Genomic DNA, 4,555 nt, shown 5'->3' on the forward strand with positions numbered 1-4,555 from the left:
GTAGGAGATTTTACCTAAATGGTCCATGACCGGATTTTGCAGACTGATAATGGACTTCGGATTGCAGGATACGTTGATGATAAAGAATGCAAAAAAGAGCGCGTACACTTCAAGAAAGCCAAAAAAGTGCACACCGGACAGAAATAGAGCTGCAAGCAGGATATAAGCAACTACCTGTACATCTTTCCTGAAAAGCAGATCGAGAATTGCATTTTTTTCATTGTAGACCAGCCAGGCGCAAACGCCGCCAAGCGCCATGGTCTGAATACGAAATTGTCCCAGGAAAGTGGAGATAATCGCATTCGTTGATTCTTCGGAAGGATCCAGCAGCGTTATGCCCGCATAAAGCAGTAATGCCGAGATCGCGAGAAAGGTAATAATTATCGGAATGCGCCTTTTGGGATACTTGATCAGCCACGGCCACAAATAATAAAATTGCTCTTCTACCCCGATAGACCAGGCTTGTGCACACCAGTAAGGCAGATCGTAGAGTACAAATGCATAATTGGGCAGGACAAGAAAGAGGAGCGTTAATCTCTCAACCGAGTTGGTGCGCAGCTTTTCGTCGATTCCCGGATAGTCCAAAATATCAATGTGGGGGAAAACGAAGAATGAAAGGATAATGATCAGGAAGTAAATGGGCCAGATCCGGAATACGCGGCGGAGATAGAACTTGCGCGCGTCCACATTGCCGAAGCGGCCTCTTTCGTCCAGTAGCAGGTAAGTAATCAGAAACCCGCTGAGGACGAAAAACAGACCAACCCCCAGTCTTCCAGCATGCTGAATAAGCGGCAGTTCGTATAAGTTAGCTATACCCAATGCATGCTTTGCCTGTTCCAGGTGATGGAACACAACCAAAAGTGCTGCAATGCAGCGAATGCCATTGAGATTAGGGAAGTACCGCCTTTTTTCCACTTTGAAGGTGTTATTCAAACCACGCCATCCATTTTCCCTGCACTTTCATCACCTGCTCGATCAAATCGCGGACTGCGCCGTGGCCGCCGTTTTTAGGGGAAATATAGTCGGACAATGCAAGAATTTCGTCCGTAGAATCAGCAGGGCAGGCTGAGAGTACGCCGGTGCGCATTACTTCGTAATCGGGCAAATCGTCGCCCATAAAAACGATCTCAGATTCACTCAGGCCGGTTTCTGCGAGATATTTTTTGAAAACCGGGAGTTTTCCGTCAGGAGAGGTACCAATGAAAATATCTTTTACTCCGAGGTATTCGAGCCTTTTCCGTACACCCATTTGGTTCTGGGCGGAGATAATAGCTACCCGGTAACCCATTTTAATGGCGCGGTTAATTCCGTAGCCGTCTTTTACATTAAAGGTCCTGGGTTGTTCTCCGGTTTCTAGTGCGATCACGCTTCCATCGGTCATCACACCATCGATATCGAAAATAAAAGTAGTAATCTGTTTGAACCGCTCGGTCAGGTTGGCGCTCATGAAATGGTGAATTGGGAATGCTGCAAATATAGGCTAACTTTTTTCCCGCCCGCAGGATTTGCTATTTTGAGATATATGTATTCCTGATTTTGTCTGTTAAAAGCCGGTATATCTCGGTCCAGTCTTCATTGGTTTCCTGCAGGTATTCGAGGTGCCTGGCAGTTGTTTTCCAGTCGCCGCGCCGGGCGGGGCCGGTTTGTCCCAGCGATGGATCTTCGGAGGCAAGCGCTTTATAGATTGTGGTCTGGATCAAAGGTTTCAGCAGGTCGAAATTGAGCTGTTCTCTTTCCAGTAGGTCATTTGAAACTGTCAGCATGTAATTGGTGAAATTACTGGCAAAAACGGCGGCTACATGCAGGATAAAGCGCTCATCTGAATCCATTCTGTTGACTTGGTCGCTGATACTCTGGGCGAGTTGTATCAGCTTGTTTTCAATCAGCTCGGTTTTTGATTCAATGCAAAAAGGTATTTCACGATAGTCCATTTCGACTTCTTTGGTGAAAGTCTGCAAAGGATAAAACACCCCGGTATGCACAAATACGTCACTGTAAATTTCCACCAGGTTCTGGAATTCGACCAGGGAGCGTGTGCCTGAGGTATGAACCAGTATCACTCCTTCGGGAAGCACAATGCGTTCCAAAACACTTTCGATCGCGTCGTCGCTTACAGCTATAACAATCACTTCGGCTTCGCTTTCGGAGAAGTTAAGGTCTGGCTGAATGTTGGTATCGTACAGGTGAGAAGCAAGCTGCCGGGCTTTTTGCGTGTCGCGGCTATATACCTCACAAATCCAGTGGCCCGCATCTTCAAAAGCCTGCGCAAGGTGCCAGGCCACGTTACCGGCGCCGACGAAGGAGATTTTCATGTAAAAGAAAGGTTATAGCTGTCGTAAGTTAATCCAGAAAATCAAGTTTGCAATCAGTCTACAAGCGGCGCGGTTTGTTCAGGTGAAGTAATGCCGCCCGGCAGCTCCATGATTTTCATATTCCGGAAATGGATTTCGGCGCCTTCTGCTTCGAGGCAGATGTAACCTTTTTTCCTTTCCGAATTACGAAGCCCGTTTACGAACTTTCCGTTGACAGACAGCTTTACGGTTCCATCTACACAAACCACCACATATTTATTCCATTCTCCTTTGCCTTTACACCGTTTTTCAAGCGACTTGCTGCGGATACCGCGTGGATTATCAGGAAGGGCGGTCATGCCCATTGTCGGGAAGAGCTCTCCGTGGACGTAATCCTCAGTTGCATTATGTTGGGGTGCATAGTCCAGTTCCAGCATTTGGACTTCAATTGCTTTGGTTAGTGGATCGTGTTCTTGTGGTGTGCCTTCGCTCCACACGAAAATGCCCGAATTGCCGCCAGCTTCCATGTGTTTCCATTCCACTTCGAGGATGAAATTTTCATATTGCCTGTCAGACCGCATGACGCCGATGGGCTTTCCCGAGCAGATCAGTGTTCCGTTTTTTACTTTCCAGGTTTCCTTGGAAGTGTTTACATCCACCCAGCCGTTGAGATTTTTTCCATTGAACAATGGCCTGAATGCGAGTTCACCGGAGTCCTGGGCAAAAAGTGTTTTAGAATAGAAAATAAGAATGAGAGCAACGTATAAAGCTTTGCTCATTAGGGTTTTGGTTAAATGCGTTTTCATGGGTTTAGTTTTGAACTTGTGATCAGAATACGGAATGCGGCTTGAAATTTGCAATATCGCAAATCTTCTGGTGCTGCAAGTTATATTTGCCTGTCATAACTTTAAGGCATAAAAATCATCACTTATCCAGTTGCATTTGAATGAAAACTATTCACATACTACCGCTTCTGATTCTTACATTAGCCAGCAGCATTGCTTTTGGGCAACGCCAGTCGCAAGTAAGCGCAGGGGTGGATGTTGGATCGGGATTTAACAGCTCTTCGTGGGCGCCCTCTGTTCTTTACCATGAAGAAATCAGTCCGAACAATGTGCCCTGGCTGCGCGCGGGACTTGGGTTCCGGGCCTGGGGATATTACGCCGGCAGGACTAACCTTTATTCAAAGAAATCAAACAGCGACTTTCTTGAATACAACGATGTCTCTGCAAATGGAGTCAGTTTCGTAATCGGCGCCAATTTCAGGATCTGGCGGGTAGACCTGGGTGTGAATACGGATTTAATAGGCGCGTCTTACGGCACGAGGCGGCGGGGTTTTTACGATAAGGAGCCCAGTATAGAGCCAACTGTCGGAGGGCCTTACTATCAGCAATGGATATCAACTTCTCCGGTAATCTTCAATTTTGCTCCCCTGGCTTTGAAGAATTTCAATGGACAATCAGAGGTTTATGCGAGAATTTTTCTGTTCAAAAGGCTCGGTGTGAAGCTGGGTTATCTGCACGGACAAATCGCTTATGTCACGCGCAAGCAGAGTGACCGCAAGGTGCTGCTGGATAACAGGCAACGCCGCGTTTATAACCTGTATAATATGCCTTATGTGGCACTTAGCTTCCCTATCTATTGATCTCTGCCGGGAAATTTACAATACATTCTTGTAATTCAATTTGTTAAACTCTATATTTGCACTCCCATTTTGCGATGGGACTGTCTTGTTACAGTGTAATATATTGAAAATCAATTAAATTTTTTGTTAATCGTGGATACGTTAAGCTACAAAACCATCTCGGCGAACAAAAACACAGTAAACAAGGAGTGGGTTGTTGTGGATGCTCAGGATGCAGTTCTTGGTCGTTTGGCCAGTGAAGTTGCGAAAATCATCAGAGGCAAACACAAAGCCAGTTACACTCCTCATGTGGATTGTGGCGATAACGTAATTGTTATCAACGCCGATAAAATTAAGTTGACAGGAAAGAAGATGACCGACAAAGTTTATGTCCGTCATACTGGCTACCCAGGAGGTCAACGTTTTCAAACTCCCCGCGAGTTGCTCGAAAAACACCCAGAGCGTGTGATCGAGAAGGCCGTAAGAGGTATGCTTCCAAAGAATCGTTTGGGACGTCGTTTATTTACAAACCTGTTTGTTTACGCAGCGGCAGAACACCCGCACAGCGCTCAGCAACCAAAACAAATCCAATTGTAATTCATGGAAGTGATCAACACAATAGGTAGAAGAAAAACTGCCG

Annotated in this window: 6 protein-coding genes; 2 read left to right on the forward strand and 4 right to left on the reverse strand. The window is 46.1% G+C overall.

What is annotated here, in order from left to right:
- The 4 genes from ACTIE6_RS18340 to ACTIE6_RS18355 form a co-directional block, all read right to left on the reverse strand.
- The coding region (locus tag ACTIE6_RS18340) for an acyltransferase family protein (RefSeq protein ID WP_439558024.1) at positions 1 to 915 on the reverse strand (915 nt) is incomplete at its 3' end.
- A 10-nt stretch (positions 916 to 925) separates the two neighbouring features.
- The gene (locus ACTIE6_RS18345) at positions 926 to 1,447 is read right to left on the reverse strand and encodes a KdsC family phosphatase (RefSeq protein ID WP_439558025.1); all 522 of its coding nucleotides are present in this window, start codon (positions 1,445 to 1,447) and stop codon (positions 926 to 928) included.
- Between the two features lie 61 nt (positions 1,448 to 1,508).
- Complete coding sequence (locus ACTIE6_RS18350) at positions 1,509 to 2,312, reverse strand: Rossmann-like and DUF2520 domain-containing protein (RefSeq protein WP_439558026.1); 804 nt, start codon at positions 2,310 to 2,312, stop codon at positions 1,509 to 1,511.
- A 53-nt stretch (positions 2,313 to 2,365) separates the two neighbouring features.
- Positions 2,366 to 3,097, reverse strand: a complete 732-nt coding sequence (locus ACTIE6_RS18355; RefSeq protein ID WP_439558027.1) for a 3-keto-disaccharide hydrolase — start codon at positions 3,095 to 3,097, stop codon at positions 2,366 to 2,368.
- 140 nt (positions 3,098 to 3,237) lie between these two features.
- On the opposite strand from ACTIE6_RS18355, the gene ACTIE6_RS18360 reads away from it, so the two are divergent.
- Together ACTIE6_RS18360 and rplM are read left to right on the forward strand one after the other, a co-directional pair.
- Positions 3,238 to 3,936: a hypothetical protein gene (locus tag ACTIE6_RS18360; protein WP_439558028.1), complete on the forward strand. Its 699-nt coding sequence runs from the start codon at positions 3,238 to 3,240 to the stop codon at positions 3,934 to 3,936.
- Positions 3,937 to 4,068: 132 nt separating this feature from the next.
- Positions 4,069 to 4,512, forward strand: coding sequence for a 50S ribosomal protein L13 (gene rplM, locus ACTIE6_RS18365; RefSeq protein WP_439558029.1), 444 nt, complete (start codon positions 4,069 to 4,071; stop codon positions 4,510 to 4,512).
- Positions 4,513 to 4,555: the final 43 nt, after the last annotated feature.

This window comes from Dyadobacter sp. (assembly GCF_051859145.1).
Taxonomy (GTDB): domain Bacteria; phylum Bacteroidota; class Bacteroidia; order Cytophagales; family Spirosomataceae; genus Dyadobacter.